Annotated in this window: 20 protein-coding genes; 11 read left to right on the top strand and 9 right to left on the bottom strand. The window is 71.5% G+C overall.

Annotated elements, in window-relative coordinates; all coding sequences use genetic code 11:
• Positions 1-31: 31 nt before the first annotated feature.
• The 3 genes from ACIPWY_RS26900 to ACIPWY_RS26890 form a co-directional block, all read right to left on the bottom strand.
• Positions 32-634 carry a TerD family protein gene (locus ACIPWY_RS26900; protein WP_362905686.1) on the bottom strand — a complete coding sequence of 201 codons (603 nt, stop codon included), beginning with the start codon at positions 632-634 and terminating at the stop codon, positions 32-34.
• A 178-nt stretch (positions 635-812) separates the two neighbouring features.
• Positions 813-2,960 carry an excinuclease ABC subunit UvrB gene (uvrB, locus tag ACIPWY_RS26895; protein ID WP_362905684.1) on the bottom strand — a complete coding sequence of 716 codons (2,148 nt, stop codon included), beginning with the start codon at positions 2,958-2,960 and terminating at the stop codon, positions 813-815.
• Positions 2,961-3,000: 40 nt separating this feature from the next.
• Positions 3,001-3,807: an MHYT domain-containing protein gene (locus ACIPWY_RS26890; RefSeq protein ID WP_362905682.1), complete on the bottom strand. Its 807-nt coding sequence runs from the start codon at positions 3,805-3,807 to the stop codon at positions 3,001-3,003.
• Between the two features lie 266 nt (positions 3,808-4,073).
• Here ACIPWY_RS26890 and ACIPWY_RS26885 point away from each other — a divergent pair, with 266 nt between their 5' ends.
• The 3 genes from ACIPWY_RS26885 to ACIPWY_RS26875 all read left to right on the top strand — a co-directional run bounded on the left by ACIPWY_RS26885 (position 4,074) and on the right by ACIPWY_RS26875 (position 7,093).
• Entirely contained in the window at positions 4,074-4,949 is an 876-nt protein-coding gene (locus tag ACIPWY_RS26885; RefSeq protein ID WP_393705850.1) for a glycerophosphodiester phosphodiesterase, read from the top strand.
• A 78-nt stretch (positions 4,950-5,027) separates the two neighbouring features.
• A complete protein-coding gene (locus ACIPWY_RS26880) occupies positions 5,028-5,621 on the top strand; it encodes a methylated-DNA--[protein]-cysteine S-methyltransferase (protein WP_393705851.1) in 594 nt (197 codons plus the stop codon).
• A 197-nt stretch (positions 5,622-5,818) separates the two neighbouring features.
• Positions 5,819-7,093 (top strand): MFS transporter, encoded by a 1,275-nt coding sequence (locus ACIPWY_RS26875; RefSeq protein ID WP_393705874.1) that lies wholly within the window; start codon positions 5,819-5,821, stop codon positions 7,091-7,093.
• A gap of 66 nt (positions 7,094-7,159) precedes the next feature.
• On the opposite strand, the gene ACIPWY_RS26870 is transcribed toward ACIPWY_RS26875, so the two are convergent.
• On the bottom strand, positions 7,160-7,525 hold the full coding sequence (locus ACIPWY_RS26870; RefSeq protein ID WP_393705852.1) for a cupin domain-containing protein: 366 nt from the start codon (positions 7,523-7,525) through the stop codon (positions 7,160-7,162).
• Positions 7,526-7,676: 151 nt separating this feature from the next.
• On the opposite strand from ACIPWY_RS26870, the gene ACIPWY_RS26865 reads away from it, so the two are divergent.
• On the top strand, positions 7,677-7,976 hold the full coding sequence (locus ACIPWY_RS26865; protein ID WP_362905674.1) for a GlsB/YeaQ/YmgE family stress response membrane protein: 300 nt from the start codon (positions 7,677-7,679) through the stop codon (positions 7,974-7,976).
• 99 nt (positions 7,977-8,075) lie between these two features.
• Here ACIPWY_RS26865 and ACIPWY_RS26860 read toward each other — a convergent pair whose 3' ends face one another.
• Positions 8,076-8,510: a VOC family protein gene (locus ACIPWY_RS26860; protein ID WP_362905745.1), complete on the bottom strand. Its 435-nt coding sequence runs from the start codon at positions 8,508-8,510 to the stop codon at positions 8,076-8,078.
• A gap of 162 nt (positions 8,511-8,672) precedes the next feature.
• On the opposite strand from ACIPWY_RS26860, the gene ACIPWY_RS26855 reads away from it, so the two are divergent.
• Positions 8,673-9,578 carry a pseudouridine-5'-phosphate glycosidase gene (locus ACIPWY_RS26855; RefSeq protein WP_393705853.1) on the top strand — a complete coding sequence of 302 codons (906 nt, stop codon included), beginning with the start codon at positions 8,673-8,675 and terminating at the stop codon, positions 9,576-9,578.
• Between the two features lie 248 nt (positions 9,579-9,826).
• Here the strand turns inward: ACIPWY_RS26855 and ACIPWY_RS26850 are convergent, their stop codons facing one another.
• Positions 9,827-10,624, bottom strand: coding sequence for a methyltransferase domain-containing protein (locus ACIPWY_RS26850; protein ID WP_362905671.1), 798 nt, complete (start codon positions 10,622-10,624; stop codon positions 9,827-9,829).
• A 165-nt stretch (positions 10,625-10,789) separates the two neighbouring features.
• Here ACIPWY_RS26850 and ACIPWY_RS26845 point away from each other — a divergent pair, with 165 nt between their 5' ends.
• Positions 10,790-11,935, top strand: coding sequence for a magnesium and cobalt transport protein CorA (locus ACIPWY_RS26845; RefSeq protein WP_362905669.1), 1,146 nt, complete (start codon positions 10,790-10,792; stop codon positions 11,933-11,935).
• A 209-nt stretch (positions 11,936-12,144) separates the two neighbouring features.
• Positions 12,145-12,456 carry a PQQ-binding-like beta-propeller repeat protein gene (locus ACIPWY_RS26840; RefSeq protein WP_393705854.1) on the top strand — a complete coding sequence of 104 codons (312 nt, stop codon included), beginning with the start codon at positions 12,145-12,147 and terminating at the stop codon, positions 12,454-12,456.
• Positions 12,457-12,499: 43 nt separating this feature from the next.
• On the opposite strand, the gene ACIPWY_RS26835 is transcribed toward ACIPWY_RS26840, so the two are convergent.
• A complete protein-coding gene (locus ACIPWY_RS26835; RefSeq protein WP_362905665.1) occupies positions 12,500-12,919 on the bottom strand; it encodes a CBS domain-containing protein in 420 nt (139 codons plus the stop codon).
• A 127-nt stretch (positions 12,920-13,046) separates the two neighbouring features.
• A complete protein-coding gene (locus ACIPWY_RS26830) occupies positions 13,047-13,697 on the bottom strand; it encodes a uridine kinase (protein ID WP_393705855.1) in 651 nt (216 codons plus the stop codon).
• A gap of 139 nt (positions 13,698-13,836) precedes the next feature.
• Here ACIPWY_RS26830 and ACIPWY_RS26825 point away from each other — a divergent pair, with 139 nt between their 5' ends.
• The 3 genes from ACIPWY_RS26825 to ACIPWY_RS26815 all read left to right on the top strand — a co-directional run bounded on the left by ACIPWY_RS26825 (position 13,837) and on the right by ACIPWY_RS26815 (position 16,834).
• The gene (locus ACIPWY_RS26825) at positions 13,837-14,559 is read left to right on the top strand and encodes a DUF2293 domain-containing protein (RefSeq protein ID WP_393705856.1); all 723 of its coding nucleotides are present in this window, start codon (positions 13,837-13,839) and stop codon (positions 14,557-14,559) included.
• Positions 14,560-14,746: 187 nt separating this feature from the next.
• Entirely contained in the window at positions 14,747-15,226 is a 480-nt protein-coding gene (locus tag ACIPWY_RS26820; protein WP_393705857.1) for a DUF1772 domain-containing protein, read from the top strand.
• Between the two features lie 117 nt (positions 15,227-15,343).
• Complete coding sequence (locus ACIPWY_RS26815) at positions 15,344-16,834, top strand: glutamate synthase subunit beta (RefSeq protein ID WP_393705858.1); 1,491 nt, start codon at positions 15,344-15,346, stop codon at positions 16,832-16,834.
• Positions 16,835-16,876: 42 nt separating this feature from the next.
• Here ACIPWY_RS26815 and ACIPWY_RS26810 read toward each other — a convergent pair whose 3' ends face one another.
• A complete protein-coding gene (locus tag ACIPWY_RS26810) occupies positions 16,877-17,377 on the bottom strand; it encodes a carboxymuconolactone decarboxylase family protein (RefSeq protein WP_393705859.1) in 501 nt (166 codons plus the stop codon).
• A gap of 47 nt (positions 17,378-17,424) precedes the next feature.
• Between ACIPWY_RS26810 and ACIPWY_RS26805 the strand changes: the two genes are divergently transcribed.
• Positions 17,425-18,846, top strand: coding sequence for a PLP-dependent aminotransferase family protein (locus ACIPWY_RS26805; RefSeq protein ID WP_362905654.1), 1,422 nt, complete (start codon positions 17,425-17,427; stop codon positions 18,844-18,846).
• Positions 18,847-18,873: the final 27 nt, after the last annotated feature.

The following is an 18,873-nucleotide window of genomic DNA, read 5'->3' as shown; positions in this document are numbered from 1 at the left end:
TCCGTCCGTCTGCTCTCGCGGTCTCGCTACCTCACAGGCCCGGCAGGATCGCCGGCATGAGGTCCTGGAACGTGCGGCCGTTGGCCGGGGAGCCCAGGGCGGTCATCTGCCAGCCGGCGCCCGCGCGGTGCACCTTCGCCATGATCTGGGCGGTGTACTGGCCGCCGCCGTCGAGCGTGTAGCGCGCCAGCTCCTGGCCGTTGGTCTCGTCGACCAGGCGGCAGAACGCGTTCTGCACCTCCTGGAAAGTCTGGCCGGTGAACGAGTTCACCGTGAAGACGATCTGGTCGATGTGGACCGGGACGCGCTGGAGGTCGACGAGGATCGCCTCGTCGTCGCCGCCCTGGCCGGCGCCGCCGACGAGGTTGTCACCGGTGTGGCGCACGGAGCCGTCGTCGCTGACGAGGTGGCGGAAGAAGACGACGTCCACCGGCTGCTTGTCCGCGAACAGGACCGCCGAGGCGTCGAGGTCGATCTCCCGCGTACGGGACCCGAAGAGGCCGCGGCGGGGGGCGGCCTGCCAGCCGAGTCCCATCCGGACGGCCGTCAGAGTGCCCCCGTCCGCCTTCTGCAGGCTGATCGCCTGGCCCTTGCTCAGGTTGACACCAGGACCCTTGGAAAAGTTGGCCGTCACGCGTCCGTCCCCTCTCGAACTGTGCTCGTCACCGCCCGTCCGGACGGCTGAGGGAACCCTATGCAGGGCCACTGACAACGCCGCACACCGGCAAGGACTTTGTGTCGGTCTTGCAACACACCGCGCGGCATGCCGGATCCGTCCGGCATGCCGTGGGGCGTGCGGGGTGCGCGGTGCGTCAGGCCAGCCCGGCCTCCTTCATCTGGCGCAGCTCCTTCTTCATCTCCGACACCTCGTCACGCAGGCGCGCGGCGATCTCGAACTGGAGATCCGCGGCGGCCGCCCGCATCCGGTCGGTCAACTCCTCGATCTGCTCGGCGAGTTCGGCCGCGGGACGGTCGGTGGGCACCGTCTGCGCCGCCTTGCCCTTGGCGGCCTTGCCGCCGGTCTTCTTGGCACCCGCCTTGGCGAGCGCGGGCACGGGCGCCTTGGCGCCCTTGCCGTCCTTCGCGCCCTTGCGGTAGCCGGAGCCGAGGAGTTCCTCGGTGTCGACGTCCTCGCGCGCGATGGACGCGACGATGTCGTTGATCTTCTTGCGGAGCGGCTGGGGGTCGATCCCCTTCTCCGTGTTGTACGCGATCTGCTTCTCCCGGCGGCGGTTGGTCTCCTCGATGGCCTTCTCCATCGCCGGGGTGATCTTGTCCGCGTACATATGGACCTGGCCGGACACGTTGCGCGCGGCGCGGCCGATGGTCTGGATCAGGGACGTGCCGGAGCGCAGGAAGCCCTCCTTGTCGGCGTCGAGGATCGCGACCAGGGAGACCTCGGGCAGGTCGAGGCCCTCACGGAGGAGGTTGATGCCGACGAGGACGTCGTACTCGCCCGCGCGCAGTTCGCGCAGCAGCTCGACGCGGCGCAGCGTGTCGACGTCGCTGTGCAGGTAGCGCACCTGGATGCCCAGCTCCAGGAAGTATTCGGTGAGGTCCTCGGCCATCTTCTTGGTGAGCGTGGTGACGAGGACGCGCTCGTCCTTCTCGGTGCGCTTGCGGATCTCGTGCACCAGGTCGTCGATCTGGCCCTCGGTGGGCTTGACCACGACTTCGGGGTCGATGAGGCCCGTGGGGCGGATGATCTGCTCCACGAAGCCGTCGCCCCGCGCGAGCTCGTACTTGCCCGGGGTGGCCGACAGGTAGACGGTCTGGCCGATGCGCTCCTGGAACTCCTCCCACTTCAGGGGGCGGTTGTCCAGAGCGGACGGGAGCCGGAAGCCGTGGTCGACGAGGGTGCGCTTGCGGGAGGCGTCGCCCTCGTACATGGCACCGATCTGCGGCACGGTGACGTGCGACTCGTCGATGACGAGGAGGAAGTCGTCCGGGAAGTAGTCGAGCAGGGTGTTCGGCGGGGAGCCGGGCGAGCGGCCGTCGAAGTGCATCGAGTAGTTCTCCACGCCGGAGCAGGAGCCGATCTGACGCAGCATCTCGAGGTCGTACGTGGTGCGCATGCGCAGCCGCTGGGCCTCGAGCATCTTGCCCTGCTTCTCCAGCTCCGCGAGGCGCTCCCCGAGCTCCTTCTCGATGTCGTTGGCCGCGCGCTCCAGGCGCTCGGGGCCCGCCACGTAGTGCGTGGCCGGGAAGACGTACAGCGACTCGTCGTCGCTGATGACCTCGCCGGTGAGGGGGTGGAGGGTGGAGAGGGACTCGATCTCGTCGCCGAACATCTCGATGCGGACGGCGAGCTCCTCGTAGACCGGGAAGATCTCGATGGTGTCGCCGCGGACGCGGAACGTGCCGCGGCTGAAGGCCACGTCGTTGCGCGTGTACTGGATGTCGACGAAGCGGCGCAGCAGCGTGTCCCGGTCGATCTCGTCGCCGACCTTGAGCGACACCATGCGGTCGACGTACTCCTGCGGCGTGCCCAGGCCGTAGATGCAGGAGACGGAGGCGACCACGATGACGTCGCGCCGGGTGAGCAGCGAGTTCGTCGCGGAGTGGCGCAGGCGCTCCACCTCCTCGTTGATCGAGGAGTCCTTCTCGATGTAGGTGTCCGACTGCGGGACGTACGCCTCGGGCTGGTAGTAGTCGTAGTACGAGACGAAGTACTCGACCGCGTTGTTCGGCAGCAGCTCGCGGAACTCGTTGGCCAGCTGGGCAGCCAGCGTCTTGTTCGGCGCCATCACGAGGGTGGGGCGCTGGAGCTTCTCGATCATCCACGCGGTGGTGGCGGACTTACCTGTTCCCGTCGCGCCGAGGAGGACGACGTCCTTCTCGCCTGCGGTGATGCGCCGCTCCAGGTCGGCGATGGCTGCCGGCTGGTCGCCGCTTGGCTGGTAGGGACTGACGACCTCGAAAGGCGCCACCGTGCGTTCGATCTTGGATACGGGCCGCATGGAATCAACCGTACGACCCCGCACTGACAACGGGGTCGGATCAGCCTGCCCGCCGCAGGGGACGGACGGTCCGGCCCGCCCTGCCCGCGGCCTCGACGGCGTCCCGCCGGTCGGGTCTGCCCGTCATCATCATCGGGTCGAACACCACCACGACGCCGGCCAGGAGCAGGAAGCACAGGGGGCCGATCATCAGGGGCGCGAGGAGTTCCGCGGGGGCGTCACCGGCAGGGGTGCCGCCGCTCGCGTGCACGTGGACCCTGAGGGCGGCCATTCCGGTGTAGTGCATGCCGGTGACCGCGAGGCCCATGACGAGGCTCGCGCCGACGCTCCAGCTGAACCCTCTGACCTGGACCGCGGCCCAGAGCGCGGCGGTGGCGGCGGCCATGGCGATCACTACGGAGACACCGACGGTGAAGGTGTTGTACTGAAGCGCCCCGTGCAGGCGCATGCCGGCCATTCCGAGGTAGTGCATCGACGCGACGCCCAGTCCGGTGACCGTGCCGCCGGTGAACAGGGCCGTCCCCGTAGCGCCCCGGTAGCCGACGATGAAGATCCCTACCCCGACCATGACGATGGCGACGCCCAGGCTCGCGAACGTCGTCGCCTTGTCGTAGTGGATCGGGGTGCCCTGTACGCGGAAGCCCATCATCGCGATGAAGTGCATCGTCCAGATTCCGGACCCGATCGCCGCCGAGCCGAGCGCTAGCCAGCCGGGCCGCCAGGACTGGGTGACGAGCAGCGATCTGGTCGTGCAACGCAGACCCAGCGCTCCGCCGAGGCAGGCCATGAAGAACGCCACCAGCGGCGTGACCAGTCCATAGCTGAATCCGTCGACCGTGCCCTGCATTCGCTGCAGCCTTTCCGCCCTGATGTTCCTGATGTGTTCTGTTTACGCCCCTGGCAACGGCTGCCGGAGCGACCGCGATTGGAGCAGAGATTAAGGCTCCGGCGGGAACGTCTGAACGATTTTCCGGCAAAGCCTCACGACACCCGCCCGCGGGGTGCACGTCCTCCCACCACTCCGTTCAGTGTGTGGACATCCTTCACCTGTCTCCTGTTGGCCACCGACTGTCACTCTCGTCCAGTCCTTGATCCTCGACGCGAGGAGTACACGTGTCCGCACGCGCAGTCACCGCGACCGCCGTCCTGGTGGGATTCGTCGGCATCCTGGCCCTCCCCGGCGCCGCCGAGGCGGCCCAGCAGCACGAAGGGCCCGTCGTCGTCGCACACCGCGGCGGCTCCCAGTACGCGCCCGAGAACACCCTGCAGGCCATCGACAAGGCCGACAAGCTCGGCTTCGACTGGGTCGAGAACGACGTACAGCGCACCAAGGACGGCCGGCTCGTCGTCATCCACGACACGAATCTGGCGCGCACCACGAACGTGGAGAAGGTCTTCCCCGGCCGCGCCCCGTACAACGTCCGCGACTTCACCGCTGCGCAGATCGCCAAGCTCGACGCCGGCAGCTGGAAGGGTGCCAAGTTCACCGGCGCCCGCATCCCGACCCTCACCCAGTACCTGGACCGGGTCGACCACAACCACCAGAAGCTCCTCATGGAGATCAAGGATCCAGAACTCTACCCGGGCATCGAGAAGGACGTCCTGCGCCTGCTCGGCAAGGAGGGCTGGCTCAACCGCGATCACGTCCGCAACCGGCTGGTGATCCAGAGCTTCAGCGCCGCCAGCGTACGGACCGTGCACGAGCGCCGCCCGGACATCACGACGGGCTTCCTCGGCACCCCCGCCAAGGACGACCTGCCCCGGTACGCCCGGTTCGCCGACCTGATCAACCCCGGCAACGGGACGATCTCGGCCCGATACGTCGCCGCGGTGCACGCCTTCAGGGGCCCGCACGGCAAGCGCCTGCAGCTCTTCACCTGGACCGTGAACGACGCGGCGACGGCGCGGCGCATGGCCGGTTTCGGCGTGGACGGCATCATCAGCAACGTCCCGGACGTCGTACGTAAGGCCGTGGGCGGCGGCGAGTAGAGCGGCCGCCGGGCAGGGGGAGGCGGGGTCGGCGGACGGCGCGGACCGTTGTCAGTGGCTCCCCGTACCGTGGTCGGCATGAACGCCAATGGGCAGAAATCCGCTGGGGACAGCGCCGCCGGAGCCGAAGACGGGGCCGGGCTCACGGTCGTCTGGGCCGTCGTCGGCACGGACATCGGGCCGCTGCTCCTCGCCGCGACGGACGCCGGCCTGGTGAACGTCGTCTTCCACGCCTCCCCCGCCGTGCGGGACTCGGCGGTCGAGCGGCTCGGCTCCCGGCTCGGGACCGAGCCGGTCGAGGCCCTGGACTCGCCGCTCCTGGCCGAGCCCATACGTCAGCTGAAGGCCTACTTCGCCGGTGAGCGGCGCGACTTCGAGCTGCCGCTCGACTGGTCGCTGATCTCCGGGTTCAACCGGCAGGTCCTGCGTGAGCTGGCGTCCGGCGTCCCGTTCGGCACGGTCGTCGGTTACGGCGATCTGGCGGGCCGCGTCGGACAGCCAGGGGCGGCGCAGGCGGTGGGCATGGCGATGGGCGCCAATCCGCTGCCGCTCGTGGTGCCGTGCCACCGCGTCGTGGAGAGCGACGGCGGCATCGGCGGATTCGGCGGCGGCGTGGAGACGAAGCGGCAGTTGCTCGTGCTGGAGGGAGTCCTTCCGCAACCGCTGTTCTGAGCTGTGGGGGCGACCTGTTTCTAGTCGCGGGAGCGGCCTCCTCTGAGCCGAGGGGGCCGTTGTGCTGAGCCCCGGGAGCCGGCCGTTCGGAGCCGCGGGAGCTGTCGTGCTGAGCCCCGGGCACCGGGCTGCGCCGGGCGCGCGGGGATGCACGGTGTTCGCGCAGGGGTGCCGGCTGGCACACTGCGCCGGTGCTCATACCCGATTCCGCCGCGCGCCGCCGGTCTTCCGTCCCCGTGACGCCCGAGGGAGTGGCCGGCCTGCGCCGCCGTGTCACCGCCGTGCTCGTCGCGAGCCAGATACTCGGCGGGCTCGGTGTCGCCACCGGCGTCGCGCTCGCCGCCGTGCTCGCCAAGCAGGTCAGCGGGGACGAGGCGCTGTCCGGGCTCGCGCCGACCGCAACGGTCGCCGGGACCGCCCTGCTGTCCGTTCCGCTCGCCGCCCTGATGACCTCGCGCGGGCGGCGGCCCGGGCTCGTCCTGGCGTATCTGATCGGCGCGCTGGGGGCCGGGGTCGTCGTGCTGGCCGCCGTCCTGGGGAGCTTCCCGCTGCTGCTCATGGGCATGGCCGGGTTCGGCGCCGCCTCGTCGGCCAATCTCCAGGCGCGGTTCGCGGCCGCCGATCTGGCCGAGCCGCAGCGCCGGGCGCGGGCGATCTCGAACGTCGTGTGGGCCACCACGATCGGCGCGGTGCTCGGGCCCAACATCGCGGCGCCCGCGGGCCGCAGCGTCACCGGACTCGGCATCCCGGCGGCGGCGGGGCCCTTCCTGTGGGCGGCCGGAGTCTTCCTCGTCTCGGCCGTCATGGTGCAGCTCCTGCTGCGTCCCGACCCGCTTCTGACCGCCCGCGCCCTGGCGCCCGCGGAGGAGAAGTCGGCGGCGGGACGGTCGATCCGTGCCGGGTTCACCGCGGTGGCCGCGTCGCCGCGGGCCCGGCTCGCCCTCGTCACCGTCGCCGTATCGCACACCGCGATGGTGTCGATCATGTCGATGACGCCGGTCGACCTCGGACACCACGGTGCGAGCATCGACCTCATCGGCCTGGTCATCAGCGGGCACATCGCGGGCATGTACGCGTTCTCGCCGGTGATGGGCCGACTGTCGGACCGGCTCGGGCGGCTCTCCGTGATCGGCATCGCCGTGGGCCTGCTCGCCTGCGCGGCGCTGCTCGCGGGCACGGCGGGCGGCAGCCACGGGCAGACCGCCGCGGGCCTGTTCGTCCTGGGGCTCGGCTGGTCCGCGGGCCTCGTCTCCGGTTCGGCCCTGCTGACCGACTCGGTGCCGCAAGCCGCGCGGGCCGCCGCACAGGGCCTGTCCGACCTGACCATGAACACGGCGGCGGGCGTCGGCGGCGCGGCCGCGGGCCTGGTCGTCGCGACGGCGAGCTACGCCTGGCTCAACCTGGCCGCGGCCTGCCTCCTGCTGCCGCTCGCCGCGCTCACCCTCTTCAGCCGGCGGCCCGCGACGCCGTGATCATCGCGGCGTGGCGGTAGCCGGTCATCAGCTCGACATGACGCTCGTCAGGCCGACATGGCGCCGTCAGGGCAACGTGATGTGGTACGCCTTCCGCAGGGTCTCGTGCACCGTCCACGTCGTGCGGTCGCCCTCGCGCAGTACCGCAGCGTCGCCGGGGCCCACCTCCAGGGTCTGCCCGCCCTCGACCTCGACCGTGGCGCGACCGGAGACGACCACGAACAGCTCGTTCGCCTCCGTGTCCGTCACCACGCCCGGCGTGATCTGCCAGATGCCCCGCAGCTGCTTGCCGTCGGCGGACTCCCAGAGCACCTTGCCCGTGACGACGGGGGCGCCCGAGACGATCTGCTCCGGATCGAGGGGCTCCGGATCGAGTTCGACGTGCGGGATGTGTACGGCAAAAGAAGCAGTGGCCTGATCGTTCGTGGTCATGAACGGTCACTCTAGGCAGCGCGGACCCCACTGTTCACTGGACGACCCGTACCCAGGTCGCGGTCCGGACTGGACGGCTCGTCAAGGGGAAGAGACCTGGAGACAGATCTCCCGGGCGCCGCGTGCCCGGGTTCTAGGGAGTCGTGGGGACATGGAGATTTCCGGCGTCATCAGCGCGATCGTGATCGGCATCGTCATCGGCGTCCTGGGCCGGCTCGCCCTGCCGGGCCGTCAGCGCATCGGAATCCTGGCGACGGTCGTCGTCGGCATCGTGGCCGCGCTGCTCGGTTCGGCCATCGCCGCGGGCGTCGGCGTCGCGGACACCAAGGGGGTCGACTGGGTGGAGTGGCTGATCCAGATCGGCCTGGCCGCCCTGGGCGTGTCCCTGCTCGACCGCGGCCGGACGGGCGGCCGGTCACGCGGCCGCGCATGGGGCCGCGCACGCCGCTGAACCTCAACCCCCGTACGGGACACTCCCGTACAGGACACCGCCGTACGGGACACTCCCCGTACGGGGCACCCGTATGAGCAGGGCTGCGTACCAGGTCCCTCAGGCCTCTTCGTAGTAGCGCGCCTCGAAGACGTTCCCGTCAGGGTCGCGGAAGTAGAAGCTGCGGACGGCCGGCCCGCGGGCTCCGTACGAGTGGCGGCCGTGGTCGGAGACCGGCACCTCGCGCTCCTCCAGGCGGGCGCGCAGGCTGTCGTAGCCGCCTTCGGTGAGGGCGATGCACACATGGTTGACCGGGTGGCCGGCGCTCTTGTCGCCGCCCGGCACCATGTTCATGCGGGCCGCCATCGGCAGTGGCGCGAGATCGAGGATGGTCTCCTCGTTGAGCCGCACCGAGGGGAACGAGACCTTGCCCTCGGTGAACTCGGCGACCCTGAGGGGTTCGAGGCCGACGGCCTGCTCGTAGAAGTCCGCCGCGGCCACCGGGTCGGTGACCCAGAGCACGACATGGTCGAGGCGTGCCGTGTTGTCCGTCATGCGCTCAGCGTTGTCCGTCATGCGCTCAGGCTGCTCGGCCCGCCGTCGCGCCGCAAGTGCTTGCCGGTACGCCGCAAGTGTTTACCGTCACGCCGCGGGGGTTTGGGCGTGCGCGCCGCTCGCCAGGGATGAGGAGAGACCCGACAGGCAGGAGGCAGGCGCGTGGTGCTGGTGTCCGAAGAGGTGCGGGAAGCGGTGGCGGCGGGCCGGCCGGTCGTGGCCCTGGAATCGACGATCATCGCGCACGGGCTGCCGCGCCCGCGCAATCTGCGCGTGGCGCTCGAACTCGAAGAGCTGGTGCGCGCCGAGGGCGCCGTCCCCGCGACGATCGCCGTGCTGGACGGGCGGCCTCAGGTCGGCCTGGACAAGGGCCAGTTGGAGCGGGTCGCGACGGAGGACGGCATCCGCAAGCTGAGCCACCGTGATCTGCCGCTCGCGGTGGCGACGGGGGCGAGCGGGGCGACGACCGTGTCGGCGACGGCGCTGCTCGCGGCGCGCGCGGGGGTACGGGTGTTCGCTACGGGTGGGCTCGGCGGGGTGCACCGGCGGTGGACCGAGACCCAGGACGAGTCGGCGGACCTCGGGCTGCTCGCGCGGACGCGGATCACCGTGGTGTGCGCGGGCGTCAAGTCGATCCTGGACGTACCGGCGACCCTTCAGCGCCTGGAGACCCTGGGGGTGTCGGTGGCCGGGTACGGGACAGGCCGCTTCCCGGGCTTCTACCTCTCCGACTCGGGCCATCCGGTGGACTGGACGCTGCGCGACCCGGCCGAGGTGGCCGCGGTGATGCGGGCGCAGGACGCGCTGGGCGGGCCAGAGGCGGCACTGATCGTGGCGAACCCGGTACCCGAGGCGGAGCAGCTCGATCCCGCGCTCCACGCGCGCGTGCTCGACGACGCGCTGCGGGCGTGCGACACCGAGGGCGTCACGGGGCAGGCGGTCACCCCGTTCCTCCTGGACTATCTGGTACGGCACACGGACGGCGCCTCGCTGGAGGCCAACCTCGCGGCGGTACGCGGCAACGTACGGCTCGCGGGGCGCGTCGCGGCGGCCTGGGCGCGGCCGTGAGCGGAACGCTCCTGGTCGTCGGCGACATGCGCCGGGCCACGGACCTGGTGGCTGATGGCTGATGGCTGATGGCCCGGGGCAACGGGGCAACGGGGCAACTGGTCCCGCTGAGCACCGGACGGCCTCGTGACGACCGACGGGCCCCACCTGCGCGAACGGGCCGAGGACGCACGTAGGTTCAGGGTCGCTACAGCTAGGGCTCTCTCGTTGCCTAGGGCTCTCTCGTCACCTAGGGCTGTCTCGTTCGGTCAGGCCGGCTTCCGCCCCCACGCCGAGATCAGCGGCGCCGTCGCCAGGTCCATCGTGCCGGTCGCGACATCGGCCAGGTGGCGGTCGACCTCCTCGTCCGTGGCGTGGCCCGCGCGGACCAGGGACTCGCGGATCTGCTGGAACGTGGCCGTCTCCAGGGCCCCGCACGCCTCCGACGTCAGCGGGAAGTACGCGTCGGCCTCCACCTGGCGCAGGCCCGCCTCCCGCAGCAGCCTCGGCAGCCTGCGGCCGTACGACAGGTCGGCGCCGCGCTCCGCGAGCAGCTTGCGGAAGCCGCGGCGCAGCCGGTTCGCCAGCTCCTCGGCGGGGCCGTGCTCGTCGGGGCAGGCCAGCGGCTGGAGCGCGGGATCGGCGTCCTCGACGAGCAGCCGTCCCCCCGGCCGCAGCGCGCGCAGCATGGACTTCAACGCCCGCTCCCTGTCGGGCACATGGACGAGGACGAGCCGGGCGTGGACGAGGTCGAATCCCTCGGCGGGCGGCTCGTCGGCGGCCACGTCGTGACGGCGGACCTCGACGGGTGAACGGGCGGCGGACGTCTGCCACGAGGTGTCGATGTCGGTCGCGAGGACCCGGCCGGTGGGGCCGACCTTCTTGGCGAGCCAGGACACCACGGACGTGCCCCCCGCGCCGACCTCCCAGCAGCGCCAGCCGGGACCGATGCCGAGCCGTTCGATGTGCCGGAACGTCGTGGGGTCGAAGAGGGTGGAGAAGGCGTCGAAGCGCCGGCCCGCCTCTTGCTGCCGGTTGTCCAGGAGATAGCCCTCGGATCGCGTCATGGCGCGATCATCCCAGTTGTCCGGCCCGGTCCAGGGAGGCGGTTCCGCGCGTTCCGAAGGGGAGGGTTCCGTTCCCCCAGGGGCCGTAGGCCTTGTCGCCATGAGCTGGCAGACTGGCCCGCCGAGTCACCGAAACACGACGTCAAGCCGCGCGAGGAGCCCCGCATGTCGATGGCAGGCAACCTGCGGAAGGTCGGAGACCTCCGGAAGGTGTCCGACCTGCGCAAGGTCGGAGGCCTGAGAAGAGTGGCGCGCCTGGCTCGGCGGAGCCCCCGCGTCGACCTGAGCCACCCCGCCCGCTCGCCGCTGGGTTCGGCCGTCGTCAAGTGCGTGACGTATCGGGACGGAGTCCGTGAGGAGGCCGGGCGCGATCTCGTGGACGCCGTCGACCGGGTCCGCAAGTCCGACGACGGCTTCGTCTGGCTGGGCCTGCACGAGCCGACGGAGCTGGAGTTCGTGGACATCGCCGAGCTGTTCGACCTGCACCCGCTGGCCGTCGAGGACGCGGTGCACGCGCACCAGCGGCCGAAGGTCGAGCGGTACGGCCAGACGCTGTTCGCCGTGTTCAAGACCGTCTGTTACGTGGAGCACGCGGAGCTGACCGCGACCAGCGAGGTCGTCGACACCGGCGAGATCATGGTGTTCATCGGCCGGGACTTCGTGATCACCGTGCGGCACGGGCGGCACGGCTCGCTCGGTCCGGTGCGCGAGGGTCTCGAGGCGGACCCGGGGCAGCTCGCCAAGGGGCCGGCCGCCGTGCTGCACGCGATCGCCGACCATGTGGTCGACGACTATCTCACCGTGATCGACGCCGTCCAGTCCGACATCGACCAGGTCGAGACGGATGTGTTCACCGAGGACGGGGCGCACGCCGACCCGGGCCGGATCTACCAGCTCAAGCGCGAGCTGCTCGAGCTGAAGCGGGCCGTGGCGCCGCTCGCCCGGCCGATAGCGGAGCTCTCGAGCCGCCCCTTCCAGGTGGTGGCGCCGGAGATACAGGCCTACTTCCGGGATGTCTCCGACCACCTGATGAGGGCCGTCGAACAGATAGCGTCCTTCGACGAGCTGCTGAACTCGATCCTGCAGGCCCATCTCGCCCAGGTGACGGTCGCCCAGAACGAGGACATGCGCAAGATCACAGCCTGGGCCGCGGTCGTGGCGGTGCCGACGATGGGCTGCGGCGTGTACGGGATGAACTTCGACCATATGCCGGAGCTGCACTGGCAGTTCGGGTACCCGCTGTTCCTGGCCGTGATCACGAGCATCTGCTTCATCCTCTACCGCGCCTTCCGGCGCAACGGGTGGTTGTGACCCCGTACCGTGGGGCCACTACCCTGAACCGTCCATGTCAGCCACGGGGAGGGCGGCCGATGCCTCTGCGCGAGGGGAATCCCGAGTCGATCGGCGAGTACGCGATCGAGTCGCGGATCGGCACCGGCGGTATGGGTGTCGGCTACCTCGGCCGGTCCGCCTCGGGCAGAGCGGTCGCCGGTCAAGGTCGTACACACGACGCGAACGAGATGGTGCTCGCCCTCGACCTGAAGCGCGGCAAGGCGCCGTGGACGACGTCGCGGGAGCTGCCCGTCTTCAGCGAGCCGTCGGTGCGGGGCACGACGCTCTACGCGACGACGCCGGACAGCAGCATCGTCGCGATCAACACCCGTACGGGCAGGGAGCGTTGGCGGACGAAGCCCGCGGTGGCTGCGGACGGCAGGGAGAGCGGCACGGTGGACGAGCGGTCACAGAGCCCGGTCGCTCCCCTGTCCGTGGGCGGGGTTCTGTACGCGGTGACGGACAGCGGACCGTTCTCGGTGGCGGCGGGCCGCTCCTAGCGGTCGTGCTCTGGGAGCCGCCGCCGGCACATGATCGTGAAGGTCAGCTCCTGGCGTAGACGCTCTCGGCCCAGTGCGACATCTGGTCGTCGGTCAGATGCTGCGCGAGGTCGGCCTCGCTGATCACGCCGACGAGGCGCTTGTTCTCGATGACGGGGAGCCGGCGGATCTGGTGGTCCTGCATCTCCTGGAGGACGTCGTCGACGTCGGCGCCCGCGTCGATCCAGCGGGGCGTCCCCTGGGCGAGGTCGCCGGCGGTGATCTTGGAGGGGTCGTGGCCCATGGCCACGCAGCCGACCACGATGTCGCGGTCCGTGAGGATCCCGCAGAGGCGTTCGTTCTCGTCGCTGATGGGCAGCGCTCCCACGTTCAGCTGACGCATGAGCTGGGCGGCGCGGTCCAGGGTCTCGTGGGCGGGGATCCACTGCGCACCCCGGTGCATGATGTCTCCGGCGGTGGTCATGAGTACCTCCCGGTGCCGGTGGCCGGCGCGGCACGGAGGCGCCGCAGGTCCCGGCGCAATCCATTCTCTCCGGGCTGCCCAGGGCTCGCACCTGGGTGCGGCCCCGTACCCGGGCGGCAGCAGCCCGTTACGACGGCAGCCCGTTCCAGGCCGGATGCCGGGGATCGTCCGCCCGTACGACCACGTCCGCCGTGCCGACCGGGTCCGTCTCGCTCTCGTAGCGCTCGAAGGCCGGCAGCGTCCACTGCTCGTCGTCGGCCGTACGCCGCCGCAGGGCGCCCGGCGACAGACTCAGGTGCACGGTCAGGTCGAACGGGAACCAGTGCCCCATCAGCAGCGGCCCGTGCAGCAACAGGACGCCGCCTGGCGGCAGTTCGACGTAGGCGCTGCGTGTCGCGCGGTCGGCCGCCGGGTCCCACAGGTCCGGCAGGACCCGTCCCGTGCCGCCCGGTTCGAGGGGCCCGAAGACCTCGCGCCACAGTGCGGCCGTGTCGAACCAGCCGCTGTAGTAGGCCTCCACGTCCTCGCGCCCGTACTCGAAGCGCAGCGAGGCGGGCCGCAGGAATCCGCCCGTGCCGACGGCGAGTGAGGGGCGGCCGCGCACGCGCAGCGCCTCGCCGACGAGTTCGGCGAGGTCACCGGGGCGGGCAGCCGGCGGGCCGTCGACGGCGATCCGGGGCCACGGGCTCCCTTCGGCCGGCTTCAGTTCGAGCAGCCGCTCGGCGAGGGCGTCGCCGAGCCGTTCCCAGGTGATCGCTTCGAGTCGCACGCGCCTCATGATGCCTCGCACGCCGCACGGGAGCCGAAGGGGATCCTGACCCCGAACCTCAAACCCGAGCCCCGAGCCCCGGGCCCCGCACCCCGAACCCCGGATCCCTGCGACGCGTTCGCGCCCGCACGCGGGGAATGAACCGCGTATGACCACCACGGCCGGGCCCGACCGGGTCCCCCACCACCGGACTCCCCCGCCGCACACCGGACCCGGCGGGCCGGTCGTCGTACAGCCGCTGAAGCGCCGGCAGTGCGCGGAGTGCCGGCGGGGGCCACTGGACCTGCTGACCCTGGAGGACGGGGCGCCGCGCTGTCTGGACTGCGCGGACCTCGGGCATCTCGTGTATCTGCCGCGCGGCGACTGGGCGCTCACCCGCCGCGCCAGGGAAGGCAGTTCGCTGTCGGCGGTGGTCGTGCGCTTCCATCGGCGGCGCGGCCGTTACGAGCGTCAGGGCGTCCTCGTGGAGGAGGCGGCGCTGGCCCGTGCCGAGGAACGGTGCCTGGCGGACGCCGACGCGCGGACCAGGCGCCGGGCGCGGGACGCGGCGCGCAGGGCGGCGCAGGACGCGTCCTTCACGGCCGCGTTCGCGCGGGAGATCCTGCGGCTCTTCCCCGGCTGCCCGCCGGACCGCGCGCAGGCCATCGCGGCCCATGCGTCCCTGCGCGGCAGCGGCCGGGTGGGGCGCAGCGCGGCGGGCCGCGCCCTGTCCCGTGCCGCGGTCACGGCGGCGGTGCGGGCGGCGGTGCGGCACACGGAGACCGAGTACGACGCGTTGCTGATGAGCGGGGTGCGGCGGGGCGAGGCCAGGCGGAGAATCGACGCACCGATGGAGGCCGTACTGGCCACCTGGCGCGCGCGGGAATCGTGAGACACGCATACACGTACATGCGTACGTACACGTACACCAACATGCGCACGTACACATACACCAACATGCACACGTACATGTACACATACACGTACGTGTACACGGCACGGTGGCGGCCGTCTCCCCCGTGCGGCAGGATCTTGACCGGACCGCGACGCCAACGGCGCCGCCGGCGGGGGGAGTTGTGATGATCGAGGGACCGTACTTCGTGCTCACCGTCCTGGGCGCGCTCGCCTGCGGGGTGTCGGCGGGCGTCTTCATCGCGTTCTCGGCCTTCGTGATGAAGGGGCTCGCGGCGCTGCCGCCCGCGCAGGGCATCGCGGCGATGCAGGCGATCAACGTCGCGGCGGTCAGCCCCGCGTTCATGGTGGTGTTCATGGGGGCCGCGGTGCTGTGTCTGGTGCTCGCCGTCGTGACGTTCGTGCTCTGGCCGGAGCAGGGCACCGTGGAGCTGCTGCTCGGCAGCGCGCTCCAGCTCGTCGGCGCGTTCGGCGTGACCGTCGCCGCGAACATTCCGCGCAACGACGCGCTCGCGAAGCTCGACCCCGAGGCGCCGGAGAGCGCGGGACCGTGGCGTACGTACGTGTCCGAGTGGCTGATGTGGAACCACATCAGGGGTGGTGCGTCGCTGGCCGCGTCGGCCTCGTTCATCCTGGCTCTGACCTGACCCTCCGCGCCCTGCCGCACCTCTACCAATGCCTCTACCGATGCCGCTACCGACACCTCTGCACACCAAAGGAAACGGACGTATCGTGGCGAGAAGGACACGGCAAGGGAGACGGCCATGGCCGACCCCAAGGGCTTCCTCACCACCCCGCGGCAGGAGTGGCCGCGCCGCCCTGTCGGCGAGCGGGTCCATGACTGGGACGAGGTGTACGTCCCCGGGGCGCTCCTTCCGATCATCGAGGCGCAGGCCGACCGCTGCATGGACTGCGGGGTCCCGTTCTGTCACGAGGCGTGTCCCCTCGGGAACCTGATCCCTGAGTGGAACGACCTCGTGTCGCGCGACGACTGGCGGGCGGCGAGCGACCGGCTGCACGCCACGAACAACTTTCCGGAGTTCACCGGGCGCCTGTGCCCCGCGCCGTGCGAGGCGGGCTGTGTCCTGGCGATCAACCAGCCGGCCGTGACCATCAAGAACGTGGAGGTCGCCATCGCCGACCGCGCGTGGCAGGACGGCCTCACCCCGCCCAAGCCGCCCGACCGACTGTCCGGCCGCACCGTCGCCGTGGTCGGCTCTGGCCCGGCGGGACTCGCGGCCGCCCAGCAGCTCACGCGGGCCGGACACACGGTCGCGGTGTTCGAACGGGACGACCGGCTGGGCGGACTGATGCGATACGGCATCCCCGCATTCAAGATGGAGAAGCACCATCTGGACCGCAGGCTCGCGCAGTTGAGGGACGAGGGGGTGCATTTTCGTACGTCGACGGAGGTGGGCCGCGACATCGGCGCCGCCGAGCTGCGGTCCCGCTACGACGCGGTGGTCCTCGCGGTCGGCGCCACGGCGTGGCGTGAACTGGACGTGCCTGGGCGGGAGTTGGACGGGATCGTGCAGGCGATGGAGTATCTGCCGCTGGCCAACCGCGTGTGCCAGGGCGACCTCGACGCCTCTCCCCTGTCGGCCGCCGGCAAGCACGTCGTGATCGTCGGCGGCGGCGACACCGGCGCCGACTGCCTGGGCACGGCGGTGCGCGAAGGCGCCGCGTCCGTCACGCAGTTGGACATCTACGGGCAGCCGGGCGCCGAGCGCGACGAGCTGACCGAGCCCTGGCCGACGTATCCGAAGATCTACCGGCTTTCGGCCGCCCACGAGGAGGCCGGGGAGCTGCGGACCGCGCCCGCGGCGGACGCCGACGCGCGCCTGTTCGCGGCGTCCACGCTCCATTTCGAGGGGGACGAGTGGGGCCGGGTGAGAGCGCTGCATCTCGTCGAGGTCGACGAGGCGCGGCGGCCCCGGGAGGGCACGTCCCGGGAGCTGCCCGCCGATCTCGTGCTGCTCGCCCTCGGCTTCTCGGGGCCCGAGCGCGGCGCCGACGGCCCGGTCGGCCAGCTCGGCCTGACCGTGGAGGCGCGCGGCACGCTCGCCCGGAACGCGCGGTTCACGACCTCGGTGCCCGGCGTGTTCGCGGCCGGTGACGCGGCCCGCGGCCAGTCGCTGATCGTATGGGCGATAGCCGAGGGCCGCTCGGCCGCCGCCGCGGTGGACCACTGGCTGACCGGCTCGACGCAGCTGCCCGCGCCGATCGGGCCGTACGACCGTCCGATGACGACCTGAGCCCGCAGCCGGCTGGCGCTCGCAGCCGGTCACGCTCGCCGCTCAACGGCGCTCGTCGGTCCCCGCGACCTTGCCGGTCGCCAGGGCGACCCGGTTCCAGGTGTTGATCGTGAGGATCAGGGACAGGACGTGGGCCAGCTCCTGCTCGTCGAACTGGGCGGCGGCCTCGGCGTAGACGTCGTCGGGGACGCCGCCGTCGGCGATCAGCGTGACGGCTTCGGTGAGCGCTAGTGCCGCGCGCTCCCGGGCGGTGAAGAAGTGCTGGGCCTCGCGCCACACGGCCACCATGTGCAGCCGGTCCTCGCTCTCGCCGGCCTTGCGCGCGTCGTTGGTGTGCATGTGGAGGCAGTACGCGCAGTGGTTGAGGTGCGAGGAGCGGATCTGGATCAGCTCGACCAGGGCCGGGTCGAGGCCCTCGCGGGCTGCGGCGTCGAAGCCGATGAGCGCGCGGAAGACCTTGGGGGCGGCCTTCGCGAAGTCGATGCGGCCGGTGGTGTGCGTGTGGGCGGTGGTGTTCGCTGCGGTGTTCGTGTTCGTCGTCATGACCATGAATCTACGGGCCGGAAAGACCTCTTGTAGGGTGCATTTCCATGGCAGATTCATGGGTCAATTCCGCGGAGCGCATCGGCGCCGACCTGCATCTGGACCTGTCCGGGGCGGGCAGCCGCAGGGCCGCTCTCATGGGGGCGCTGCGCGATGCCGTCCGCTCGGGGCGGCTCGCTCCCGGCACCCGGCTGCCGCCCTACCGTTCGCTCGCCGCCGACCTCGGCGTCGCTCGCAACACGGTCGCCGACGCGTACGCGGAGCTCGTCGCCGAGGGCTGGCTGACCGCGCGGCAGGGCTCGGGGACGCGCGTCGCCGAGCGGGCCGGGCCACCCTCCCCCGGCCGCGTCCCGAAGAAGGGTCCGGCCCGCGCACACGGGCCGCGGCACGACCTCCGCCAGGGCACCCCCGACGCGTCGTCCTTCCCGCGCGCGGAGTGGACGGCCGCGTACCGGCGCGCACTCCAGGCCGCGCCGAACGAGGCGTTCGGGCCGGGCGATCCGCAGGGCCGCGTCGAGCTGCGGGAGGCGCTCACGGAGTATCTGGCCCGCGCGCGCGGCGTGCGCACGGAGCCGGACCGCATCGTGATCTGCTCCGGCTTCGCACACGCCCTGCGGCTTCTGTTCGACGGCCGGGTGCTGCGCGGGCCGCTCGCCGTGGAGTCGTACGGGCTCGGCTTCCACCGCGAGATCCTGGCGGCGGCCGGGGTACGGACGCTGCCCCTGACGCTCGACGAACACGGCGCGCGCGTCGGGGAGTTGACGGCGGGCGCGGGCCGGGCGAGGGCGGCGCTGCTGACGCCCGCGCACCAGTTCCCCACGGGCGGCCCGCTGCACGCGGAGCGGCGTGCGGCGGCCGTCGACTGGGCACGCGCGCGTGGCGGGCTGATCGTGGAGGACGACTACGACGGCGAGTTCCGCTACGACCGCAGGCCCGTCGGCGCGGTACAGGGCCTGGACCCCGAACGGGTGGTCTATGTCGGCTCGGTGAGCAAGAGCCTGTCGCCGGCGCTGCGGCTCGGCTGGATGGTGCTGCCGCGGGGTCTGGTGGGGGACGCCGTCGCGGTGAAGGGGGAGCGGGAGGCCTGGGCGAGCGTGCCGGACCAGCTGGCGCTCGCGGACTTCCTGCTCTCGGGGGCGTACGACCGGCATGTGCGCCGGATGCGGCAGCGGTACCGGGGACGGCGCGACCGTCTGGTGGAGGCGCTCGCCGAACGGGCGCCCGGAGTGGCGGTCACCGGGATCTCGGCCGGACTGCACGCGGTGCTGCGGCTGCCCCCGGGGACCGAGCGGTCGGTGGTCAAGGCCGCCTCGTGGGGCGGTGTCGCCCTCGACGGCCTCGCGGAGTTCCGCCACCCGGAGGCGACGATGCCGCACGCGGACGGCCTGGTGGTGGGGTACTCGACGCCGTCGGACCATGCCTACGGCGCCGCGCTGGACGCCCTGTGTGGGGTGCTGCCACCGGACTGAGACCCCGACATCGGCCGCCGGACCCAC

Origin of the sequence: Streptomyces sp. NPDC090032, assembly GCF_044748025.1 — a bacterium.
Classification (GTDB): domain Bacteria; phylum Actinomycetota; class Actinomycetes; order Streptomycetales; family Streptomycetaceae; genus Streptomyces.
This window is presented reverse-complemented; position numbering and strand designations above follow the sequence as displayed.